Origin of the sequence: Streptomyces sp. NBC_01320, from assembly GCF_035974375.1 — a bacterium.
GTDB lineage: Bacteria > Actinomycetota > Actinomycetes > Streptomycetales > Streptomycetaceae > Streptomyces > Streptomyces yanii.
Genome location: NZ_CP108391.1, coordinates 100,842 through 120,972, shown reverse-complemented (window position 1 = coordinate 120,972; position 20,131 = coordinate 100,842). Strand labels below are relative to the sequence as shown.

The 20,131-nt window shown below is 68.4% G+C and carries 23 protein-coding genes and 5 pseudogenes; 15 read left to right on the top strand and 13 right to left on the bottom strand.

Annotated features, from left to right (window positions below; all coding sequences use genetic code 11):
• Positions 1-3: 3 nt before the first annotated feature.
• From OG395_RS56025 to OG395_RS55995, 7 genes are read right to left on the bottom strand one after another with little or no spacing between them, the layout of a single operon-like run.
• Positions 4-897, bottom strand: a complete 894-nt coding sequence (locus tag OG395_RS56025; protein ID WP_327249892.1) for a type II secretion system F family protein — start codon at positions 895-897, stop codon at positions 4-6.
• Positions 894-1,808 (bottom strand): type II secretion system F family protein, encoded by a 915-nt coding sequence (locus OG395_RS56020; RefSeq protein WP_327249891.1) that lies wholly within the window; start codon positions 1,806-1,808, stop codon positions 894-896. Before OG395_RS56020 ends, OG395_RS56025 begins: the two co-directional genes overlap by 4 nt.
• Entirely contained in the window at positions 1,805-3,355 is a 1,551-nt protein-coding gene (locus OG395_RS56015; RefSeq protein ID WP_327249890.1) for a CpaF family protein, read from the bottom strand. The genes OG395_RS56020 and OG395_RS56015 overlap by 4 nt, the downstream gene beginning before the upstream one ends.
• The gene (locus OG395_RS56010) at positions 3,348-4,217 is read right to left on the bottom strand and encodes a hypothetical protein (RefSeq protein WP_327249889.1); all 870 of its coding nucleotides are present in this window, start codon (positions 4,215-4,217) and stop codon (positions 3,348-3,350) included. Before OG395_RS56010 ends, OG395_RS56015 begins: the two co-directional genes overlap by 8 nt.
• 2 nt (positions 4,218-4,219) lie before the next feature.
• Positions 4,220-4,909, bottom strand: a complete 690-nt coding sequence (locus tag OG395_RS56005; protein ID WP_327249888.1) for an SAF domain-containing protein — start codon at positions 4,907-4,909, stop codon at positions 4,220-4,222.
• Between the two features lie 38 nt (positions 4,910-4,947).
• Complete coding sequence (locus tag OG395_RS56000) at positions 4,948-5,841, bottom strand: ATP/GTP-binding protein (RefSeq protein ID WP_327249887.1); 894 nt, start codon at positions 5,839-5,841, stop codon at positions 4,948-4,950.
• Positions 5,835-6,449, bottom strand: coding sequence for a hypothetical protein (locus OG395_RS55995; RefSeq protein WP_327249886.1), 615 nt, complete (start codon positions 6,447-6,449; stop codon positions 5,835-5,837). The genes OG395_RS56000 and OG395_RS55995 overlap by 7 nt, the downstream gene beginning before the upstream one ends.
• 405 nt (positions 6,450-6,854) lie before the next feature.
• On the opposite strand from OG395_RS55995, the gene OG395_RS55990 reads away from it, so the two are divergent.
• The 5 genes from OG395_RS55990 to OG395_RS55970 all read left to right on the top strand — a co-directional run bounded on the left by OG395_RS55990 (position 6,855) and on the right by OG395_RS55970 (position 8,469).
• Positions 6,855-7,115, top strand: coding sequence for a hypothetical protein (locus tag OG395_RS55990; RefSeq protein WP_327249885.1), 261 nt, complete (start codon positions 6,855-6,857; stop codon positions 7,113-7,115).
• Between the two features lie 292 nt (positions 7,116-7,407).
• On the top strand, positions 7,408-7,539 hold the full coding sequence (locus OG395_RS55985) for a hypothetical protein (protein WP_327249884.1): 132 nt from the start codon (positions 7,408-7,410) through the stop codon (positions 7,537-7,539).
• Between the two features lie 7 nt (positions 7,540-7,546).
• On the top strand, positions 7,547-7,744 hold the full coding sequence (locus OG395_RS55980) for a hypothetical protein (protein WP_327249883.1): 198 nt from the start codon (positions 7,547-7,549) through the stop codon (positions 7,742-7,744).
• A gap of 88 nt (positions 7,745-7,832) precedes the next feature.
• Entirely contained in the window at positions 7,833-8,084 is a 252-nt protein-coding gene (locus tag OG395_RS55975) for an antitoxin MazE7 (protein ID WP_327249882.1), read from the top strand.
• A 4-nt stretch (positions 8,085-8,088) separates the two neighbouring features.
• Entirely contained in the window at positions 8,089-8,469 is a 381-nt protein-coding gene (locus OG395_RS55970; RefSeq protein WP_327249881.1) for a toxin Doc, read from the top strand.
• Positions 8,470-8,492: 23 nt separating this feature from the next.
• On the opposite strand, the pseudogene OG395_RS55965 reads toward OG395_RS55970, so the two are convergent.
• Positions 8,493-8,921, bottom strand: a pseudogene (locus OG395_RS55965) (GNAT family N-acetyltransferase); the annotation flags it as partial.
• Between the two features lie 111 nt (positions 8,922-9,032).
• Here OG395_RS55965 and OG395_RS55960 point away from each other — a divergent pair.
• The 5 genes and pseudogenes from OG395_RS55960 to OG395_RS55940 form a co-directional block, all read left to right on the top strand.
• A pseudogene (locus tag OG395_RS55960) lies at positions 9,033-9,502 on the top strand (helix-turn-helix domain-containing protein); the annotation flags it as partial.
• 5 nt (positions 9,503-9,507) lie between these two features.
• A pseudogene (locus OG395_RS55955) lies at positions 9,508-9,897 on the top strand (transposase); the annotation flags it as partial.
• Between the two features lie 821 nt (positions 9,898-10,718).
• On the top strand, positions 10,719-11,126 hold the full coding sequence (locus OG395_RS55950) for a DUF6221 family protein (RefSeq protein ID WP_327249880.1): 408 nt from the start codon (positions 10,719-10,721) through the stop codon (positions 11,124-11,126).
• Between the two features lie 41 nt (positions 11,127-11,167).
• The gene (locus tag OG395_RS55945; protein WP_327249879.1) at positions 11,168-11,410 is read left to right on the top strand and encodes a hypothetical protein; all 243 of its coding nucleotides are present in this window, start codon (positions 11,168-11,170) and stop codon (positions 11,408-11,410) included.
• A gap of 476 nt (positions 11,411-11,886) precedes the next feature.
• Positions 11,887-13,110 carry an IS110 family transposase gene (locus OG395_RS55940; protein ID WP_327249878.1) on the top strand — a complete coding sequence of 408 codons (1,224 nt, stop codon included), beginning with the start codon at positions 11,887-11,889 and terminating at the stop codon, positions 13,108-13,110.
• A 599-nt stretch (positions 13,111-13,709) separates the two neighbouring features.
• Here the strand turns inward: OG395_RS55940 and OG395_RS55935 are convergent.
• The 5 genes and pseudogenes from OG395_RS55935 to OG395_RS55915 all read right to left on the bottom strand — a co-directional run.
• A pseudogene (locus OG395_RS55935) lies at positions 13,710-13,871 on the bottom strand (group II intron reverse transcriptase/maturase); the annotation flags it as partial.
• A gap of 27 nt (positions 13,872-13,898) precedes the next feature.
• On the bottom strand, positions 13,899-15,050 hold the full coding sequence (locus OG395_RS55930) for an ISAs1 family transposase (RefSeq protein WP_327241110.1): 1,152 nt from the start codon (positions 15,048-15,050) through the stop codon (positions 13,899-13,901).
• 143 nt (positions 15,051-15,193) lie between these two features.
• Positions 15,194-15,379, bottom strand: a pseudogene (locus OG395_RS55925) (WbqC family protein); the annotation flags it as partial.
• A 19-nt stretch (positions 15,380-15,398) separates the two neighbouring features.
• Positions 15,399-16,067: a YdcF family protein gene (locus tag OG395_RS55920; protein WP_327249877.1), complete on the bottom strand. Its 669-nt coding sequence runs from the start codon at positions 16,065-16,067 to the stop codon at positions 15,399-15,401.
• 15 nt (positions 16,068-16,082) lie between these two features.
• Positions 16,083-17,186 (bottom strand): helix-turn-helix domain-containing protein, encoded by a 1,104-nt coding sequence (locus OG395_RS55915; RefSeq protein WP_327249876.1) that lies wholly within the window; start codon positions 17,184-17,186, stop codon positions 16,083-16,085.
• 190 nt (positions 17,187-17,376) lie between these two features.
• Between OG395_RS55915 and OG395_RS55910 the strand changes: the two genes are divergently transcribed.
• The 5 genes from OG395_RS55910 to OG395_RS55890 all read left to right on the top strand — a co-directional run bounded on the left by OG395_RS55910 (position 17,377) and on the right by OG395_RS55890 (position 20,081).
• Positions 17,377-17,820: a hypothetical protein gene (locus tag OG395_RS55910; RefSeq protein WP_327249875.1), complete on the top strand. Its 444-nt coding sequence runs from the start codon at positions 17,377-17,379 to the stop codon at positions 17,818-17,820.
• 8 nt (positions 17,821-17,828) lie between these two features.
• On the top strand, positions 17,829-18,227 hold the full coding sequence (locus OG395_RS55905) for an ATP-binding protein (RefSeq protein WP_327249874.1): 399 nt from the start codon (positions 17,829-17,831) through the stop codon (positions 18,225-18,227).
• The gene (locus tag OG395_RS55900; RefSeq protein WP_327249873.1) at positions 18,221-18,706 is read left to right on the top strand and encodes a hypothetical protein; all 486 of its coding nucleotides are present in this window, start codon (positions 18,221-18,223) and stop codon (positions 18,704-18,706) included. The genes OG395_RS55905 and OG395_RS55900 overlap by 7 nt, the downstream gene beginning before the upstream one ends.
• Positions 18,707-19,191: 485 nt before the next feature.
• Positions 19,192-19,602, top strand: a complete 411-nt coding sequence (locus OG395_RS55895) for a DUF6415 family natural product biosynthesis protein (RefSeq protein ID WP_327249872.1) — start codon at positions 19,192-19,194, stop codon at positions 19,600-19,602.
• Entirely contained in the window at positions 19,602-20,081 is a 480-nt protein-coding gene (locus OG395_RS55890; RefSeq protein WP_327249871.1) for a DUF6302 family protein, read from the top strand. The genes OG395_RS55895 and OG395_RS55890 overlap by 1 nt, the downstream gene beginning before the upstream one ends.
• Positions 20,082-20,131 lie beyond the last annotated feature (50 nt).

The window sequence follows — 20,131 nt, the reverse complement described above, 5'->3', positions numbered from 1 at the left end:
GGGTCAGCTGACGAGAATGGTGAAGGTGAGGGGGATCATGACGAAGACGAGCATGAGGACGACGCCGAACGTGACGGGCAGGACCATCGCCGCTGACGCCTCGTTGGCTGATGCTTTCGCGTCGGACAGCATCGCGATCCGTAGCTGTCGTGCCTGCGCCTGCAGGGTGGCGTAGACGGCTGCGCCGTCACCGGCCAGGGCCAGGGTGTCGGCGGGGCGGGTGAGTTCGGGGATGTCGAGCTCTTCGCCGAGCTGCTTGAGTGCGTCCCAGACCGTGATGCCGGCGAGGTCGGCCTGGTGGAAGACTTGCCGCATCCTGACGAAGATCCAGCCGTCGCCTACTTCTGCGGTCTGGGTCAGGGACTGGGCAGCACCCGAGTTCGCGATCCTCGCCAGCGCGACGCGCTCCAGGTAGGAGGCTGCCGCGTGGCGGACGACAAGGCGTGCGGCTGCCGCGGAACGGGTGACCTCCCGGCCCGGCAGGACCCAGAACAGGGCGGCCAGGACCAACGAGACGAAGGCCGGCACTGTAAAGGGGAACGCCGCACCGGCCAGGGCGAGCAGGGCCTGCATCAGCTGCGGCAACAGTAGCCCGTACAGCGCGAACAGGGCGCGCTTGCCCAGGTGCTGGGCGGGGCTGATGCGCAGGAGTTCCAGATCTTTGAGCGGCAGGGTCAGCCAGCCGCCGAGCTCGGTGAGCAGCCGGCTTCCGAGCTGTTCGGCCAGTGATCCGGTCGGGACGGCGGCAGCGGAGGGCAGGAAGGGCCGGGTCTTGGAGGCGTCCAGGCGGTCCAGGGCGGAGGTGAGGTCGCGTCGTGCGGGCAGCGCTGCGCGCACGGCCAGGCCGATCAGGGCGCCGGCGGCCGCGGCAGGCAGGACGGCTTGCATGGGGATCATGCGGCCCCTCCGGTGGTGAGGTGGGTCGGGGGCAGCGGGTCCAGGAGTCGCGGGTCGGGCTTGGTGCGGGCGATGCGGCGCAGCCAGGTCAGGGTCCAGGCGAACATGATGCCGAGCACGGCCAGGACGATCTGTCCGGCCGGGGACTGGTACCAGCCCGACCAGCCTTCGTTGAGCATGCAGCCGACGACGACGATGGAGATGACCACCGAGACCATGCGCGAGCTTTTGCGGACCTTGGCGCGGTCGGCTTCGATGTCGCGGGCGTCGGCGGCCTGCTGGTGGATTGTGACCGTGAGCGCTTCCAGGGCGTGGGAGAGACCGGGGCCTTTGTAGACGGCGTGGCTCTGGAAGAGCAGCACGACGTGGTCGGAGACCCCGTCGGCGAGTTCGTCAGCGACCAGGGCGAACGCGTCGTGGGAGCCCATCCCGGACCTCAGGCGGTCCGCGAGCCCTCGTACGTTCGGGGCGATCGGACCCGGGGCGTTCTTCGCCGAGGCGAGGATGGTCTGCGGCAGGCTGATCCCCGCAGTGTGGACGCCGGCGAGATGGTTGAGCCACTGGCCCAGTGCTTCGAGGCGTTCGATGCGGTGCACCGCGGCGGTGCCCGGGTTGAGGATGAACGGCAGCCCGAGCACGGCGGCTCCGGCGAGGAGGCCGTGGACGGGCCAGCCGGTCCAGGCCCACACCATCAGGGTGACGATGGCGGCCGTGGTGACCAGGTGCCGCCAGCGGTTCTGCCATTTCTCCGGCAGGTCGGACTTGGCGCGCTGGATCCGGTCGGCCATGCGGGAGGTGGGTTTGACGGGGTCGGGTACGCGGCCGCGGAACTCGCGGACAGCGGCGACGATCGCCAGCAGGGCGAGGACGGCGCAGCAGGCCGCGACCAAGGCCAGTTGGGATGTGGTCATCGCGTGCCCACTGTCTGCAGGGCCGGTCCCCACCAGCCGTGGGGGTTGTCGGTCAGCCACTGCCGGGCGAACTTGCCGGTGCGTTCCAGCTCGTCGATGAAGGTCGGCATGTTCTTGTACACCGCCCGAGCTTCGGTGCCGTGCGGGGCGAACAGCTCGGTCGTGGTGGGGCGGCCGCCCTCGCCGACGACGTCGTGGATCTCGTAGATGTTCGAGACGAAGCGGTGCTTCTTGCCGCCGATCGCTGTCTCGTCCAGGTAGGTGAGGTAGACGACGACGTCGATGGAGGAGGCGATGAGGTGGTGGGCGGCTTCGGTCGCCATGCCGGCCTCGGTGCACAGCTGGACCAGGCGCGAGACGATCGCATGCGGCCGGCGGACGTGGAGGGTGCACATGGATCCGGAACCGCCCGCGGACATCGCCTGCAGCATCGGCACGATCTCCGTGGAGCGGACTTCACCGACGATGATGCGGGTCGCGTTGTAGCGCAGCGCGGTGGCGAACATGTCGGAGATGGTGACCTCGCCGGCCAGTTTGTCGCCGTGGCGTTCACCGTTGGACTGGCGGGCTTCGAAGGCGTAGGTGATGGGGCCGGGCTTGGGGCCTGGTTCGTCCAGGTAGAGCTCGCGGTCCGTTTCCAGTGTGACCAGTCGCTCGGCGGGCGGGATTTCCCGGCCGAGCGCGCGCAGCAGGGAGGTCTTCCCGGCGCCCATATCGCCCACGACGAGGATGTTCATCTTGGCGTGGACGCAGGCAGTGAGAAACGCTTCCAGGAGGGGGTTGATGGAACCCCACTGGACGAGCTCGGCGATGCCGTGCTGGCGGATGCGGTGCTTTCGGATGACGACCGACGGGCGGGTCGTGAGCAAGGAAGCGGTCACGCGGGAGCCGTCAGGCATGCGGAAACCAACCATGGGAGTGGCCTGAGTCAGGGCCCGCTCACCGTCGCCGGACAACCTCGCCATCCGGTTGACCCATGTAATCAGCTCTTCATGACTGTCGGCGACGCAGCCGATAGTGCGGCGCGGCCTGTCGTGGTACTCGACATGAGCACGCAGGCCGTCAACCATGACGTCCTCGACACCGTCCTGGTCGAGCAGGAACTGCAGGCGCCCTCCCCGGTACATGGAGTCGAAGACCGCGGTGCCGATCGCGTTCTCCTGCACGGAGGTGAGCGGAGTGTTGCCCTGGGCGTGCTTGGTCGCCCAGTCAGCCACGGCGTTGCGTACCAGGGACTTCGCCAGGGCTCTGCGGTCGGTCTCATCGAGGAGCTTGTCGGGGTCGTCGGCGCTGAGCTGCTTGGACACGAGAGCTTGCAGGTCCTCGATGACGTCCCATCCAACCGGCAGCTCGCCGGGCAGACCGGCCAGTCGTGGGACGGCGGCTGCCGTGGCCGAGGCCGGCGGCGGTACTGCTGCAGCCGGTGACTGGGCCGGTTCGGCCGGGTAGCGCTGGCTGAGCCGTCCGGCGAGGAGGCCGGCGATGTCTTCGCGGCCCATCGCTGCCGGGGCGCCGTTCCTGCCGGGGCGCTGGTGAGTGTCAGCCACGCGGTCCTCCTCTCTCCGTCAGGCGCTGCAGCACGCCAGCCAGTTGGAGGTTCGCCGGTCGGGGCGGGTACTGCTGTTGGATCCGCCTGCGTGATGAGGCCGCCTCGAGCTGCTCGCCGGCGGTACGCGCGTGCCGCAGCAGCGGGCTGCGTCCATATCCGCGGGGCGGGCGACCGCCATTGGTGAAGTAGTCGGCGGTGTCCGGGTCCCAGGGCAGTGCGGCCAGCACGGGCGTCTTGAGTGCTTCGGAGACTTGGTGAGCGCGGTAGGGGCCGCCCTCGATCAGCAGCAGGCCCAGCGCGTCGGGGCCGGAGCCGCGCTCGGCCAGCTCGGTCCGCACTGGGTCGATCAGATGCCGAGCCAGGGTGAGGGACTGTTCCGTGCCGCGTACGGCCATCAGGACCAGGTCAGCCTGGTGGAGCAACGGGGCCGGGGTGAGTGTGGTGTGCAGGTGCCCGGATTCCAGGACGAGGCGGCCGGCGTCGATGAAGACGTCGTATCCGGCTTCGTCGGCCAGGACGTGCATGACCTCCGACAGGGCGGGCCAGGTCCTGACGAGGGCGGCGGCCTGGGCCGGGTCGGTCAGGCCGGGCAGCAGCTTGCGGTGCCCGGCCTGGTCCATGCCCCACAGGTGATTCGCGAAGGCCTGGGCGAGGGCGTTGGATCCGGTCCGTTCTGCCGCGGCGAGGTAGTAGAGACCGAAGCCCGCGCCGACCTGGCCCTCCAGGAATCCGGCCCTTATGGTCCCGCCGGCCGGGTCGCATTCGGCCAGGAGCGAGGGGCGTTTCGAGGCAAGGGCCAGGGCGAGGGCGGCGGTGGTGACGCCGGATGACTTGGCGGAGACGAGTGCGGTGACGGGCATGGTCACTGGCCTCGCGGTTCACGGACGAGCGAGATGCGGCCCTGTGCGGCGCGGGCGGCGAGCAGCGGCCCGTCCGTCTGCGCGACGGCCAGGTTGACGACGACGGTGCCGGAGGCGTCCGGGCGCGAGACGTTCACGACGACGGCGTTGAGGGTCGAGGGTGGTGCGTCGGTGTCCTTGCCGCTGGTCTGCTCGCCCTGGACGGGTGTGGTGACGGCGAGGACCTTGTCGCCGGGGGCGAGGGTGCCGGCCGGGGCCTGGCCGCGCTTGACCTGCGCGCCGACCTGCTGCTTGTCGTCGCCCAGGCCGGTGCCCCCGGCCAGCTGGGAGGTGGTGAGCAGTCCGCCCTTGCGCAGGTCGACGGCGGGGCGCTTGCCGACCATGGAGGACTTGGCGGAGGCGGGCACTGGGTAGAGCGCGGCGTCGGCCGAGATCTCGGCTATGGCCAGGTCGGAGTCGGTCAGTGCCTGTCCGGCGGGAACGTCCCGGGCGATGGCCAGGACCTGGGTGCGGTCGCTGGCGGAGGTGACTGCCGCGGCGGCGCCGAGACCGGCAACTGCGGCCAGGACGATGCACAGCGCGGCCACCGACCAGCGGCGCTCCCGCTTGATCGGGGCGGTGGTGGTGATGGGCACCTCGGGGCGGACCGGGGCAGCCGGGCACGGCACCGAAGGCGCGGCGGGGGATTCCATGCGGTTGGTGTGCCTATCGAGTTCGTGCACGGGGTGAGCTAGTTGAGGACCTGGACCTCGGCGACGGCGATGTCCACGGCGCTGGTGCGGATCTCGGTGAGCTGGCCGGTCTGGCCGCCGCCGGCCCAGTCGATCGTCCAGGTCGACGTCGCGGTGACGTGGTACTTCCCGGACTCCTGCGTGGAGGAGGGCTGGGTGTAGCGGTAGCCGCAGTCCGGGGACGGATTCTTGCCGTACTCCGCCGAGTAGGGGGTGCCGGCGGTGGTGCAGGTGACGGTCTTCCCGTCGCCCATCGACCACACGATCTTGCTGACCTTTGCGGTGGCCGTGACCGTGACGGCGCCAGCGGTGGCTGAGGCCGTGTTCGGCCCGTACGTTTCGGCGCCTTTCCCCGTCCACATGTAGACCGGCATGCCGACGACTCCCTTGCCGCCGGGCTTGGGGGTGATGCCAATCCGAGGGCCTTTCAGCAGCATCTTGTCTACGGCCTGTTGCGCCAGGACTGCAGGATCGACGGCCGGGGCGGGGGGCGCGCCGCCCGACCCTCCGTAAACCGACTCAGTGATCAGGGTGGATGACCCGTCGGCCATGAAGTAGCGGCACTTGCGTACGTAGACGGCACCGCCGTCTGCAGGGTCATGTCCGTCCCACAGTTCGCTGGCTGCTGGGGGTTGCGGGTCCAGTTTCTTCGGTGGTGTGCACTGGAGCGGTTTCGCTTTCCCGCCGGTGTGTCTGCCGGTCTTGCCGCCCGCTGGCCACGATCCGTGGGAGTTGCCAGGTCTTCCCGAGTCATTGGCGCTGACGCAAACGAACTGGTTCCTGCAGCTGTCCACGCCGGTGCCCTGCCCATCGGCAGCGAGTGCCGTCCCCGTACCGACGAGGACCATCGGCAGCAGAGCAGCGACCACGAGAGGGCGGCGCCGAATCAGCACGGCTTCCCCGCCTGGGGCTCGTCTTTGATGACCTTCCAGCCGTCGGGCCAGCGTTCAATGGTGCTGATGTTGACGTACTTGGTCAGGCGGTCGGTGGGCATGACCGCCTTCTTCTTCGTCTTCTGGTCTAAGAGGTCCCAGTTCGAGACGTCGAGGCAGCTGGAGATGGTGGCGTTGGGTACCTTGCGGTCGGTGTCGAGACGGGTCACGGTCGGGCTGCCTACCGTCACGTTCCCAGTGAACACCTGGCTGGCCTTCTTGAGGTCTTTTGTGTCCTGCTCAACCCGGACAAGTGCCACGCCGGCCGCGTACTTGCTGAGATCGGTGCCATCAGTGCTGGCCTGCGCGTATGAGCGCTGCATTTCGTGCCAGTACTGCTTGTAGGTATCGATGGCTTCGTTCTTGGCTGTGTCGGTGGGGTCGGCCGGCTTGCTTGACTGCCTCGCTGCCGGGGTGGGTGTTTCCTTCGGAGCTTTGCTCGTCGAGGAATCGCCGGAGCTGCACGCGGACACCGCTGTGAGTGCGCAGGCTGCGAAAAGCAGGGCTGCCGACCTGATGTGATTTCGGTCGCGAAGCCCGGTGTGGTCCGTTCGTGCTGACAGCGTCACTGCGCCTCCCCGTGCATATGCCACGACGTCTCCCGACCTGCCTGTCATCTTGGGAGCGAGCGTGGACCGACTGCGCTCCTCAGAAGCCAACCTTCCGGTCTGATCTGTAGGTTACGCAAAGTTTCGCCAACAACACAGCCCGTTCATACAGTTCGCATTCAGCCCACAGGCGCTATTTCGGCACAATCCAGTTGCACTGGCAGGGAATAGGCCTCCGAATGTTCACCGAGACTGATGAATCCAGTGCCGTTGCCCGGCTGGGACCATAGGAATATCGATTCATCGACACTGTGGTGCGCACGCCCACAACTCGGTTGACTCGGACAGCAGAACACCATCCCCGATGAACATACCGAGCGACCGGTCTTTGATTGGCCGCGCACCGCGCAGGGCGCAATTCACCTCATGGATCTGATCCATCGTGAGTCGTTCCAGCTCCAGCCGGGCCGTTCCTCGTTACTCGAACACACACTAGAGCGCCACGCGCAGCGCGCCGGTATTTGTGTGCAGCTGGCCCCGGCAGAGGCGCGGTGGCGTTTGGCCGGCACCGCGAAGACGTACGCGCAGAACTTCAAGCAGCTGGAGGCTTACGCCCGTGACCACGGCGTACACCCGTTCCGCGTGCGCTTCCTGCTCGCCGACGCCTTCACTCTCCACCTGACCTGACCTGGCACGGCGGCCAGCGCGTTCCCGAGGGCCCGCCGCGCGGCGACGCCACCCGGTACAACGTGCTCCCCTCGTGCTCGTCCTTCTACGACTTCGTGCTCAAGACGAAGGCCCCGTCCAAGGAGGAACTGGATTCCAACCCGTTTGAGGCGGCGCTCTACCCGGTCATCGACCCGTTGTTCCCCCGTACCGAAGGGTTCACAGAGGAGCAGACCCAGGAGCTGATGCGCACCGTCCGCGTCCGCGGCGCACCTCCCACCAGCTCTACCCCCTTCTGCTCATGCTCTACGGGATGTGCCTGCGCATCGAAACCGCACTGAGCGCACGGATTGAACGTCTCGGATACGGCACCGGCCACCACATCCTGGAGGTTCAGGTCAAGGGCGGCGACTGGGGAGAGAGCGGTCCCGTCGTTGGTGAATGACGCCATCATGACCTTGGTCGGCGACCGTACTGAGGGATACACCCTCGCCGCCGCCACCGGCGGCAAGCTCGACGAGCCTTCCCAGCAGGGCGCGATCCGCTCGGTCGCAGAGCGGGCGGGCCTATCTCAGAAGAAGGTCGGTCCGCGCTCGATCAAGCACTCCACGACCCATGCCTGCCTACGACGCTGCCGCAGGACTCACTGAAAGTCTCGACGCGACCGAATAAGCGCAGGCCAGGAGCACATTACGGTAATAGTAGCCAGGGCGGTATGCCTGGCGGCATACTCGAACCATGGCAGACACCAGCGTCAAGATCGATGACACCACCAGGGACAGGCTCAAGGCCCTGGCCGACGGGGCGGGCATGTCCATGAAGGACTACCTCGCCAAGGTGGCCGCGGAGAAGGAACACGAGAAGCTGCTCGACACCGCCACGGCCGCGTTCCGCCGCGTCATCGGCGAGCCCGGCATCCTGGACCGTTTCGACGCCGACTTCGGCGGACTCCCGGCACCGGCCGCGCACGAGACCCCGCAGGCGGCCTGAACCTGTGGAACTGCTCGTCGACTACCGATGGCTCCTGGCCCGCCAGGAAGACATCCTCCGCACCGACCTCACCGTAAATGATCTGTCCGTACTCGTCGGCATGGCGGCCCGGCACCGGGTGAACACCCCGCGCCTGGATCAGGCGGACCCGGATGCCTTCTGGCGGGCCGCCGTGTTCCTGGAGGAGTGCGTACTGCTGCGCCCGCTTCCCGCCCGCAACGAGGCCTACGGCTACGGCGTAGCCATCGCCTACCTGCAGGCTTCCGGCGAACCCCTCGACATCACGTACGAGCCATGGCGCGCCCTGATCAACGACATCCGCGCCCTTCGCGTGGACTCGTACGGCATCGCTGAGCGGCTGCGGTCGTTGCGTATGGGGCTGTGAGAGAGGCCGAGGCGCTGGAGTGGCTAGGCTGCTGAAGCCCACTCGTCCTCGAGCATCGCGTGAACCACCGAGTCGCGCCACTTACCGGCTTTCTCGATGTGCTGCCGGAAGATGCCCTCCTCCGACATGCCTGCCTTAACCATGGTCCTCGCCGACGCCTCGTTGAGAGGCGATCGTGCTCCCCAAATACGGTGAAGGTGCAGGTCCTCGAATCCGAGCCCGAGGAGGAGGCGCACCGACTCGACTCCGTATCCGTATCCCCGGACTTTGGACTGCAGCGCGAAGCCGAAGGTAGCGCCGCGGGGCTGGTGGGGATCGGTGGCTATGCGGCCGAACCCGATCAGGTCGTCACTGTTGCGCTCGACGATTGCGAGGGCGTACTCACTGCGAGGTGACGCGCTGGCCGAGGCCACGGAGCGAGCAACGATCTGGCCTACCTGTGCTCGCGTCCGCGGCTCAAACTGTCGCCGTTCCGTGAACCGTGACCCCCTATCGGTCGATGAAAAGTGACCCCTTCCGTGATCGAGTGATCAGTCTGGCTCCATGGGAGTCAGGTGGAAGAGGTGATCGGTGTGGAGGACTGGGCTGAGATCCGGCGGCTCCACCGTGCGGAGGGAATGTCGATCAAGGGGATCGCGCGGCATCTGGGGATTGCCCGGAACACCGTGCGGCGGGCTGTGGCCAGCGACGATCCGCCGAAGTACCGGCGGGCGCCGAAGAGCTCGATCGTGGACGCTGTGGAGCCGGCGATCCGCGAACTGCTGGCGGAGTACCCGCGGATGCCCGCCACGGTGATCGCCGAGCGGATCGGCTGGGAACGGTCGTTGTCGGTGCTGAAGCGGCGGGTGCGGGAACTGCGGCCGTGTATCTGCCGGCGGACCCGGTCTCGCGGACGGCGTATCAGCCCGGCGAGCTGCCCCAGTGCGATCTGTGGTTCCCGCCGGTGGACATCCCGCTGGGTTTCGGGCAGACCGGGCGCCCGCCGGTGCTGGTGATGGTGTCCGGCTATTCCCGGGTGATCACCGCGCGGATGTATTCCTTACCGATACCCCTTACTCCAGCGGCGGCTCCGCGCAGTTCCTGGAGGTCCGCCACCGCGGACACGCCACCGTCGAAGATCACATCCGGTGCGGTAAGAGCACCGGCTTCGGCCGCTTCCCCTCCCGCCACTTCACCATCAACGCCACCTGGCTCGAACTCAGCCTCGCGGCAATCGATCTCCTCGCCTGGGCCCGCGTCCTCCTGCTGGACGGCGAACTCGCCGCTGCCGAACCCAAGAAACTCCGCTACCGACTGCTGCACGTCGCCGCCCGCATCACCCGCGGCGGACGCTGCCTCCGCCTGCGGATATCGGCGACCTGGCCCTGGAGACACGAACTGGTCACGGCCTTCCACCGCCTCGCCGCACTGCCCCGACCAGTTGGCTGACCAGCCGCCCCCACCCACCCACGACCGAAGGACCCCGGAGAACCCGACCACCGCGCCGGGACTCCGCCATGCCCAGGCAACAAATTCACCTCGGCCGCCCCACAGCTGGTGATCGGCAACGCCGCTTCAGCCCAACCGAAACGGCGAGGTTAGGCGATGTAGGCCCTGTGACCTTGGGCGGCGACAGGAAAGCGGCCGAATCTCACCGGCCGCCCGCCTGAGTTCACCCTCCCTACGTATAGGTCGGACTGCAGTTGTCCTCGCGCTCCCCGCCGAGGCCAGCGGCCACTCGGTGGTGGCCCCTGGCGGCCCTGCCTCTGACACGTCTCGCAGAGGCAGGGCCGCCCTATTACAGAGAGGGCAGCCTCTGGCCAGACCGAAGTCGCGACCGTCCCTGCCTCACTACCCGCCCCTCAGCCACTGACAGCGCTTCAGGGCTGCCACGGTCTCAATCCGGCACCAAGGCACCGGAATCAAGCCTCACAGCCTGAACCCGGCACAGGCAGCCGCCGTAATAAGCGTGAAGGCTCCTGACTCCGTGGGGACGGCAGGAAAAAGGGTGGCTAACTTCCTCCCGTCGCCCGCCTGAATCAGTTCGTCCTCTCCCCATCGAGGACGAACTGACGGTGGCCCCGACCGGAGACGAGGCCGGGCCGTTGGGGCACGCATACGTTTATGCCGCGCCCCAGTCCCGCGGCCCGAGGTGGCCCCGCCTCTGAAAAGGCACCCGGAGGCGGGGCCACCATTCCCCCGAAGGAACCCCACCCATACAGAGGCCGTGACCGCCCCGCTCCGCAGCCACTGACGAGAGGATGACCCCCGTGGACGACCTGATGAAGTTCCTCCGCGATCGCCTCGACGAAGACGAAAAGATGTCGGGCACTGCTTCCGAGGGTCCCTGGTCGGTCGACAACGGGGACTACGCCAAACTGGTCTACGGGGCCGACCAGTCTGCGGTGCTCTGTGGTGGATGCTGGGGCGGTGAGGCTTCGGTATTCGAGTCGACGGCCGACGCGCTGCACATCGTCCGCCATGACCCGGCCCGCGTCCTGGCCGTGGTCGAAGCCAAGAGGGCCGCCATCGGCCACTACGAGAAGCTGCGCCGCTTCGCTGAGACGGAACGCCGTCAGGAGTACCTCCTCGTCGAGGGTGCCGGAGCCGTCGTGATCAAGATGCTCGCCCTGCCCTATGCCGACCACCCTGGCTACCGCGACGACTGGCGGCCGTAGCCCCGTTGTCAGTCCCGCCACGGACCTCACAGGAGATCGACATGTACGAGAACACTCCCGGTCACCTCTTGGACCCCGACACACATAACGGCCCCCTGGACCTCGAGAACCTCAAACCGGCCGGCCGACTCATCGACCGAGCCGACCCCGCACTCACCGAGATCCTGCAAGCCCTCACTGGCCTGGCTGGACAACTGGGCAACATCACCACCCCCGACGAGGACACCATCTGCTTGGCGATCCGCCTCGGCAGAGCACGCCACGCACGGAAAGCAGCATCCTGAACATATGAGCAGACTCGTTGACACCGCAGCAGCCCAGCCCGGCATGAACGTCAAACCCGCACCATGCACAAGCGGCTCCCACGCGGCAAGCTGACCCGCCACGGCCACGACTACTACGGCAGAGCCATCGTCGCACCCGCCGCGGCACCGACGGACGATACGTATACGTCCGCAGTCTCTGCGCCAGGTCCTGGGGAACGCGTCCCCGTTACCGTTTTCGTGGCCCCGCAATGGGGTGCCTGGCCCCCGGGTCCGGTATGGCTGTGTGCCCCCTGTCGAAGTCGATGACCTGGGGGGTGTTGCCGCCGGGCTTCGGGGCACCGCTTGACCGCTGATGAGGGGCCTGACGACCGCCTGGTCCGGCGCAATGCCGGACCGCTTTGCGGGTGGGGATGTCTGCGTAACGTGGTTGCCGGCGTGTGGTGCCGCAGGGACGGCTGGGAGTTGAGGCGACGAGAGGCGAGGGGCACGCGCACATGGTCGACACGACCGCGACAGATCTCTTCCTCGGTCTGGACCTGGGCAAGGAGTTCCACCACGCCCACGGCCGGACCGCGGACGGCAGAACCGTGCACGACAAACGGCTGCCCAACACCGAGCCGAAGCTGCTGGAGCTGTTCACCAAACTGGTGGCGAAGTTCGGCACCGTACTGGTGATCGTGGACCAGGTCGCCAACATCGGCGCGTTGCCGTTGACGGTGGCCCGCGCGGCGGGCTGCCGGGTCGCCTACCTGCCCGGGTTGTCGATGCGGCGGGCAGCCGACCTTCACCCGGGCGAGGCCAAGACCGATGCCCGCGACGCGTTCGTGATCGCCGAGACCGCCCGGTCCATGCCGCACACCCTGCGCGCGGTGGACCGCGACGACGAGGTGCTGGCGGAGCTGACGATGCTCACCGGCTACGACAACGACCTGGCCGGCGAGGTCAACCGCACCACCAACCGGCTGCGCGGTCTGCTCTCCCAGATTCATCCTTCCCTCGAGCGCGTGCTCGGCCCGCGCCTGGCCTACCCCTACGTCCTGGCCCTCCTGGCCAGGCACGGCTCGCCGGCCAGGCTGAAGAAGCTCGGCCGCACGCGGTGCGAGGCTCTGCTGAAGGCACACGGCTCGCGCAAGGCCCACCACCTCACCACCGAGATCTACGACGCGCTTGCCGAGCAGACCCTGGTTGTTCCCGGCACCGAGGCGTCCGCGCTGATCGTGCCGGGCCTGGCCGCCCAGCTCGCCGCCGCCCATACCCAGCGTCAGGCCACCGAGCAGGAGATCGCCGTCCTGCTGGAGGCCCTCCCTCTTTTCCATCTCCTGACGTCGCTGCCCGGTCTGGGCGTCAGGACCACGGCCGCGGTGATCGTCGCGATCGGTGACGGCACCGGCTTCCCCACCGCCGGACACCTCGCCTCCTATGCCGGACTCGCCCCCGCCACGAAGTCCTCGGGCACCTCCATCCGCGGTGAGCACGCACCCCACCGCGGCAACCGGCTCCTCAAACGTGCCTTGTTCCAGGCCGCGTTCGCCGCGATCGGCTGCAAGAGCGACCCGTCCTCCCGGATCTACTACGACCGCCAGCGCGCACGCGGCAAGACCCACACCCAGGCGGTCCTCCGCCTGGCCCGGCAACGCGTGAACGTCATCCACGCGATGATCCGCACCGGCGCCCTCTACGAACCACGCACTCCGAGCGACGTCGACCTCGCAGCCTGACACCCCATCCGTCTGCCCTTCAGCCCTCCTCACGTCCGCACGCCGGCACGGCCACCCCCGTCCTGCCGGCCACCGAGCTGCCCACCAGGCACCCGATCCGCCGGGAACATCCCGCTTCGCGGGACGTTCCCGAAAACCAGGACCAACCCCTACGAACCAGCCCCGCCAGGCTTGACGAAACAGATAGGGGCACCCCCCCCCGAGGCCGCCACCGCGTCGACGGTCATCCCGTCGACGCCGGGAGTGAAGTTCCCCGGTTCGCACACACCGGCCCACGCCCGCCGAAGAACGTCCATGCGGTGGACATGGCCATACAGGGCATGAAACCGGCGTTCGGGTTCTTGCTCGGCACAGCCGGCAGAGCGTCCGCTGCAAGGCCCGGACCTTGTCCCAAGGACGGCCACCCGGTCCCGCGGCGCCTTCCTCCCGGCCGATGGATCCAGCCGATACGGCACTCATCCGGATCCCTCCCTGTTCGCGAATCGCATCGATGAAACAGGGACCCTTCGCTCCCGGCGGGTTGTGTTGTCCCGCCGATCCCCACTACCACCCCCCTCCGACTGCCTCAAGCGCCTCCAGCACCGCCGTGAACGGCGTGCGCGGATATCCAGGTCGATGACCCAGTCCGCCTTCCAGCAGCGCTCCCGGCACCGGCCCACAGCATCAATCGCCGACCGCCCAGGACGGTAACCGTAGGAGTCGGGATGAAAGACCGGCTCGGCCTTGGCCTCCAGCACCCCGGCAACCCAGGGGCGCTGCAAAGTCTCTTGATCTTGTGAGTGCGCCGGTCAGGCGATGCCCAAGAGGTCGAGTGGGCGGGTGAACGGTTCGTAGGAAGCGTGGCGGAGACCGGCGGCGATGTTGCTGTGCCCGGCGTCGCGGAGCGTGTTGATCGCCAAGTTCCGCAGGCTCGCCATGTTGTCGGGCCCGTGGCCGGTCCGAACCTTCGAGGCGTCCTCGCGGAAGGTGGTGTCGCGGACGAAGTGCAGCCGGTTCTCGATGGTCCACTGCGACCTGGCGAGTTGGCCCAGGCGTTGGGGCGAGGCTTGATGCGAGGTCAGGTCGGTGATCGCGTAGACGGTCTGGCGGGTGCACGCGCCGGTCTTGAGGTCGGTGCGGTGGCGCAGGATCCGCACGGCCTGGACGGCGTGGGGGAAGTCGAGTCCGAGGTCGGTGACCGTGAGGACCCTGGTGACGCGGGTCTCCTTGCGTCCGTGGCCCCTCTCGCGGTCGTAGCGGCGTGCGGTGACGTCCTTCCACGGCAGTGACCGCACCTGTCGGTGCAGACCGGGCTGGTTGGCCTTGACCACCAGCAGGTAGTGCGCGTTCTTCTCCTCGACCAGGAAGCGCGCGTGGGCGCGCTGGGTGTGCAGAGCATCGGCCGTGACGGTGACCCCGGTCAGGTCGTAGGGCTCCAGCAGGGCGGCGAAGCAGGTGATCTCGTTGGTCTTGTCGGGCACCCGCAGCTGGGTGACGGTCCGCCCCTGGTCGGTCATCGCGGCCAGGAGATGGGCGGCCGGGCTCTGGTCGTGACGCGACCCGCGGGCGGCCTTGCCGTCCACGGCCACCGACTGTGCGCCTGCGGGATCGGCGCCGGTCAGGTCGGCCAGGCCGCCCGGGCAGACACGGCCGAGGACCCGTCGGATCGTGGCAGCGCTCGGCGGAACGCGCACGCCCAGCGCGCCTACGGTCCGGGCGCCCAACCGGGCCAGCGTGTGCTGCGGGGCGCTGGTGGACCACTGCCCGATCGCCGCGTACGACCGGGCGCCTGCCACCACCGCCGAGGCAGCGACCAGCAGCACCGCCACGAACGGGTGACGCACACCGCGCCGGCGCCGGGGATCAGGCAGCAACCGCAACCGCTCCACCAGCGGAAGCACTGCGACACCCGCCAGGGTGGGCGGCTTGACCAGACAGACGGTGGCAGACTGACGACACATCGAAACTCCGGCGAAGCAGGGCGACTTGGGAAGGTCACCCCGTTCAACCGGAGTTTCGTTGCTTCCGTGACGGGTCGCCCTCGACACCCTGCAGCACCATGACCTGCAGACTCACCTGATCATCGGGACTTTGAAACGCCCCTGAGGTGGGTGGGGATGGAAAGCCACTGTTGTTGGAGTGGGTCGCCGAGGGCCGCCAGGCGGGCGCGGTGCTGGTAGTCGCGGCGGGTGAACTGCACGTCGTCCAGGACGATCCAGTAGTCCGCCGCGAACAGCTTGGCCAGCGTGGTCAGCCGCGGGAAGAGGTTGGGCTGGTGGATCGCACACAGCCCGCCCGCCGGCGGCAGGTTAAGGCTTGAGGAGACGGCTGTCGAAGCCGGCGGCAAGGAGAGATTCGTACGCGGCATGCAGGGCCTCCGGGACGTCCTGGGCGATGGCGAAGCCTAGCTTCGGATACTCGATCACCCGCTGGAGGTCGCCGACGAGCATGTCCAGGACGAGTTTCTCGTCACCGATGGTCTTGAGGTAGTCGTCAAACTCCAGTGGCTCCGAGGCACAGACGATCTCGACTTCGGGCCACAGCTTGCGGGCGGTGGCGAAGGATCGCCGCTCCATATAGGGCTTGGACACCAGCAGCACGGTCTTCGGTGTAATCCCGGCGGCGGCTAGCACGTCGCGCGACAGCGTGATGTTCTGGCCGGTGTTCCCGGCGTTAGGCTCCAGCAGGATCACCGAGGCGGGGACGCCGAGTTCGATGGCGTGCTCGCGGAAGTGCACGGCCTCCCCGCGCGGGAACACCTTGGCGGTGGTGGGGCTGTTGCCGCCGGTGAAGACCAGGTGAGGGAAGAGCCCGGCGCGATACAGCTCGGCGGAGAACGCCGCCACCCCGAGGTCGTGGCTGCCCAGGCCGATCGCCGCGTCGGCGGGTCGGGGCTCGTGGTGCATCTGGTGGTAGTCCCAGATCAGCTTTGCCTGCTGCCACTGGTCCTCGGTGAGGGCCTGCTGGTTTTCGCTCACGCGTTCTCTCCCTGGTCACCGTTGCCGAGGCCCGGTCAGCCCCTCGCTCATGGCCTTGATGCCCTCGATACTGCGCAGTTGGTGCACGAGTCCGTACTGCGCGGCCACCTTGGCGGCCTGGTCGAGGACGACCAGTCCATCATCGCGGGTGTCCCGGTCGGAGAGCAGGATGTGACCGTGGGCGGTGTCCAGTCGCACACATTGCATCGGTGAGTCAGCCGTCCCACTGCTGCGGGCGATGTCGATGAAGTGCAGGGCCCCGGTGAGGTCACCGGCGCCGCGATGGGCGAGGGCAAGTTTTTGGTGGGCCACCGACCAGTCGTCGGGCTCGGCCAGGTCTTCGAACTCGCGGGTCGCCGCCTGCATGACGCGGGCCGCGTAGTCGTGGTTGCCGTCCTTGCTCAGCGCGGTCCCCACCCACAGCCGGGCACGGGCCCGGTCGCGGCGAGAGAGCCGGTCGTCGACGGCCAAGGTTTCGTAGTTGCGGGCGGCGATCTCCAGCTTCCCGGACATCTCCGCGACCACCGCGAGGGACAGGTCGAGCTGGGCGACGCGGCGGGGGATATCGAGCTGGTTGAAGACCGAACGGGCTCCAGCATAGGAGTGCTGGGCCGACAGCGGCCCAAGGACGGCACCCTGGTCGCGCTGGAGGTCGCCGAGCAGGGCGGTGGAGCGGGCGAACAAGTACAGGCCCTTGTCGTCCAGCCCCGGCGGTCTCCACCGGTTGATCCACCGGGTCAACAGGCTGGAGGCGAAGGTGAAGTTCTGGCGGGAGAGCGCGACCACAGTCCGCTCCAGGTCGTCCGTCCAGGACTCGTAGTCCCACATCCTCGGGCCGCTGGCGTTGGCCCGCCGCCCGGGGCCGGGAGCGAGAGACCTGCCGGTCTCGGACAGCAGCGTCTCGAACCGCAGATGGACAGCGGCGTCCGCGCGGGCGAGCGCGGTGTCGAGGATGGCCTGGGTGTCCGGGCGGGGTTCGGTGGCGGCGGCGAGCTTGTCCCACTTGGAGACGGTGCGGACGGCGACGCCGAGGTGTTCGGCGAACGCGCGAACGCTCATCCGCAGCGCGAGACGCAGCGCATGCGCCTCCAGGCCACTCCAGTGGTGCACGGTCGCCACGCGTCGCTCCTTTCCTGGACGTCATGGAAGCACGGAGCGCGCAAGGCGGGGGACGCAAGTGCAACGGAAGTACAACACCCGGTCATTTCCCGACTGTTGAGTCTGCTTCACGCTCAATGGCAGGGGTCGAAGCCGCAGGCCGAGGCCCCCCACCCCCGCCCTCCCCGACTCTTCTTGGACGGTCACGAGCATGGAACCCCTCACGGAACCTCGCGGCGTCAACGGCCCGGTCGTTTACGGCTTCCTGCGGCTGGTGAACGTCTCCTCTCCCCGGGAGATCGCCCTGTCTGCATCGCTGGCCGAGTACTGCCGTCAGCACGAGCTGCTGCTGTCGGGCGTCTTCACCGACCGCACGGCCACCAGCGGCCCGGCCTCTGCGGCGTTCACCGGGCTGTTGGACGTGCTCGCGCTGCCGGACACCTACGGCGTCGTGCTGCCCGCCGCCTCCCACCTGGGACCGAAGGCGATAGCGGCCGAACGGGAGAGGCAGCTGGAGGCGGTCGGGGCCCGGCTGCTGCTGGTCCGTGGGACCCACGAGCCCCGCCTCGCCGGCCACCGGCCTTCCAGCCCGCCCGGCAGCCCGTCCAGGCGCCGAAGCCCGGGGCCCGCTCCCACCCTGGACGCCGAGACGTGAGGCTCACCATGCCCGACCCCACGCAGCAGTTCTTCGCCACGACGCCCGAATCGGTCGGACGAGCCCGCGACTTCGCCCTGACCACCTTGTCCTCCTGGGGGCTGTCCGCCCGGGCCGAGGATATCCGGCTCTGCGTCTCAGAGCTGGCCTCCAACGCACTCGCCCACGGCACCGATCCCGGGCACGGCTTCCTGGTCAAAATCGAAGCCGACGACGACTTCGTACGCCTAGAAGTACACGACAGCCGGGGGTGCCGCCCCGCGGTCCGGCACCCGGCCGACACGGAGACCTCCGGGCGGGGCCTTCTGCTCCTCGAGGCGCTCTCCGACGACTGGGGCGTCGAGGACCGCCGGCCGTTCGGCAAGATCGTCTGGTCCCGTTTCAAGGCCGGGGGGACGCCGTGCTGACCCGCCCTGCGGCTCTGGCTTCCATCGGCTCCAGTCCCGGTCCCGGCCTGCTGGTCTCGCTGGGGGCCTGGACCTGGCCCGGCACCGATCCGGCCGGTCAGAGCATTGCGCACATCCTGCTCGCCCATCCACCTGGCCGCACCAGCCACGACACCGCCGAGGTGATCGAGGCCCGCATACGCCACATCGCCGAATCGCTCGGCGGGCTGGCCGGAGCCCGCGAGCGTATCCCGGACCTTCACGGGCGTCTGCAGGTCATCGGCGACCGGGTGCTGCTGCGTTTCCACGGCGCCCGCTACGGTCTGCGGCTGCCGACCCACCCGACCTGGACCGATCTCCTCACCAGCAGCGGCCAGGCGGTCCTTCTGCTCAGCCTGGACCCGCTGCCGCAGTCCGCCGGCGCCGCCCGCGTCGACGCCTACCTGGACACCACCCTCGCCGCCGACCGGCTGCTGTTCGGCCTTGCCCGCACCACCTGAACCACCAGCCGCCCCATGCACGGCCCGCACTCCCAATGAGAGGGAACTGCCATGGAATCCTTCGAATGCGCCCGGCTGGACGCCTACTTCGCCAAGATCGCCGCCCAGTTCGCCCCCCGACGAGAAGGCCGCGTCGTTCCTGGTCACCCACCTGCTGCCGGAGCGGCCCAGCTTCGTCCGCGCGGTCGCCTCCCTCTCCAGGCTGCGGGCGGTGCTGCCCAAGCCGAAGTCCACGATCCGCTTCCCAAGTTCCGGGACGTTGAGCGAGCGTCCTCCGGCGAGGTAGGCCGCGGCCTCTGGGAAGTTGGCCGGCTTGGCGGTGCACTCACGTGGCACCTCTGCGAGCTTGGCGGCAAGGCTGTCACGCATGATGCCGGGACCGGTGCCGGCATGAGCACCCTGCTCGCAAGGACACCCGCCTGGTGCGCCCTCACCGGCCCTGAGAGCAAGTGATGCCCCTTACCGCTCCGGTCTTGGAGAACGGGGTGAGCGCGAGCAGGCCGGCAGAACCGCAGTGGACTCCCCCGCTCGACGCGGATGCTCTGGTGCGCCTGCTGGACCGGGTACGTGCCTGGGACCCTCTCGTCGTCGAGGCCGTCTTCGATGACCTGGACATGGCCCAAGGGGACCAGACGCCAGGAGCGGACGAAGTCGATGAACTCGCCGAACGGTTACGCAGCACGCTCAAGCAGCTCAGTGCCATCGCCGTAGCCGACCCGAAGTTCCCCGCGGATACCGCGACGTTGCAGCTCATCGACCGAGGGCGAAGCCTGCGGGACGAACAGATGCCCCGCGGCTATCGGCCGGCTCTCGGGCTCGCCCGTCGTCTGTCCTGGGTGACATCGGACCTGATCGAACGTCTGATTGCCACTCGGCAGATCAAGGACGCCGACTGATGCGCGCCCCCAACGCGCTCAACCATCCGCCCGTGGTCGTCACCGAGATGCCCGCCAGGGACGACTACGACTACTTCGAGACGCGCCTCGCAGACGCGTGGCTTCTGGAGAAGAGCGTCGCCCTACGCACCCTGCGGATGCCGTTCCTCGCCGTACCGGTCGGCGGCAAGCGCCGAGGCGGCTACTACTGCGTCCCCTGTCTCTGCTTCGGCCTGGCGGTACGCGACGCACTGCAGGACCTCCCCGGCTTCCCGAACCTGCGCTTGAAGTGGTCGCCCTACCCGGACACCTGCCACGTCGTGGAGTGGGGCGAGCAAGAGCCGGCGCGCTGGTGGGACGACGTCGAACGCGGACGCTTCCACGGCTACAGCGACCCGGCGATAGCCGAGTTCATCGGCCTGCACACCGATGCCGCCCCGAGCGGCGGCCCCAAATCTCCCTCTTCGGCGGTCCGATTCCGGTCCCCCGCGGTGTCGTAAATCCCGCCGAAGAGGACCCCCCACCACAGCACGGCCCGAGAGGAAAAGCG

What these genes read in the sequence shown, in the direction of transcription:
- OG395_RS56025 (WP_327249892.1), bottom strand. Translation starts at nt 897, where the DNA reads ATGATCCCCATGCAAGCCGTCCTGCCTGCCGCGGCCGCCGGCGCCCTG.
- OG395_RS56020 (WP_327249891.1), bottom strand. Translation starts at nt 1,808, where the DNA reads ATGACCACATCCCAACTGGCCTTGGTCGCGGCCTGCTGCGCCGTCCTC.
- OG395_RS56010 (WP_327249889.1), bottom strand. Translation starts at nt 4,217, where the DNA reads ATGCCCGTCACCGCACTCGTCTCCGCCAAGTCATCCGGCGTCACCACC.
- OG395_RS56005 (WP_327249888.1), bottom strand. Translation starts at nt 4,909, where the DNA reads ATGGAATCCCCCGCCGCGCCTTCGGTGCCGTGCCCGGCTGCCCCGGTC.
- OG395_RS55990 (WP_327249885.1), top strand. Translation starts at nt 6,855, where the DNA reads ATGGATCTGATCCATCGTGAGTCGTTCCAGCTCCAGCCGGGCCGTTCC.
- OG395_RS55985 (WP_327249884.1), top strand. Translation starts at nt 7,408, where the DNA reads ATGTGCCTGCGCATCGAAACCGCACTGAGCGCACGGATTGAACGTCTC.
- OG395_RS55980 (WP_327249883.1), top strand. Translation starts at nt 7,547, where the DNA reads ATGACCTTGGTCGGCGACCGTACTGAGGGATACACCCTCGCCGCCGCC.
- OG395_RS55975 (WP_327249882.1), top strand. Translation starts at nt 7,833, where the DNA reads ATGGCAGACACCAGCGTCAAGATCGATGACACCACCAGGGACAGGCTC.
- OG395_RS55945 (WP_327249879.1), top strand. Translation starts at nt 11,168, where the DNA reads ATGTACGAGAACACTCCCGGTCACCTCTTGGACCCCGACACACATAAC.
- OG395_RS55940 (WP_327249878.1), top strand. Translation starts at nt 11,887, where the DNA reads ATGGTCGACACGACCGCGACAGATCTCTTCCTCGGTCTGGACCTGGGC.
- OG395_RS55930 (WP_327241110.1), bottom strand. Translation starts at nt 15,050, where the DNA reads ATGTGTCGTCAGTCTGCCACCGTCTGTCTGGTCAAGCCGCCCACCCTG.
- OG395_RS55910 (WP_327249875.1), top strand. Translation starts at nt 17,377, where the DNA reads ATGGAACCCCTCACGGAACCTCGCGGCGTCAACGGCCCGGTCGTTTAC.
- OG395_RS55905 (WP_327249874.1), top strand. Translation starts at nt 17,829, where the DNA reads ATGCCCGACCCCACGCAGCAGTTCTTCGCCACGACGCCCGAATCGGTC.
- OG395_RS55890 (WP_327249871.1), top strand. Translation starts at nt 19,602, where the DNA reads ATGCGCGCCCCCAACGCGCTCAACCATCCGCCCGTGGTCGTCACCGAG.